Below are 376 nucleotides of genomic sequence, written 5' to 3' on the forward strand. Positions count from 1 at the left end.
TAGACGGAACCATCTCAGCGGGAACAGTAACTGGTGGAAATGGTACCAATACTTATTCTATTGACAATACTAATTTTACCAATACTACTGGAAACTTCACTGGACTTGCTGCTGGAGCATACACCCTGTATGTTAAAGATGCTAAAGGATGTATCGCTAGCCAAACTGTAACTATAGCAACTCCTGCTGTCTTAGCCATAAGCGGGTCTACCACTACTCCTGTAAGTTGTAATGGAGCTTTAGACGGAACCATCTCAGCGGGAACAGTAACTGGTGGAAATAGTACCAATACTTATTCTATTGACAATACTACTTTTACCAATACTACTGGAAACTTCACTGGACTTGCTGCTGGAGCATACACCCTGTATGTTAA

1 protein-coding gene is annotated in these 376 nt (G+C 41.5%); it reads left to right on the forward strand.

Going from position 1 to position 376, the window contains the following annotated elements:
* A partial coding sequence (locus K5R64_RS16310; protein ID WP_220764952.1) for a hypothetical protein occupies positions 1–376 on the forward strand: 376 nt, incomplete at both ends.

The organism is Flavobacterium sp. UMI-01, assembly GCF_019656315.1.
Taxonomy (GTDB): domain Bacteria; phylum Bacteroidota; class Bacteroidia; order Flavobacteriales; family Flavobacteriaceae; genus Flavobacterium.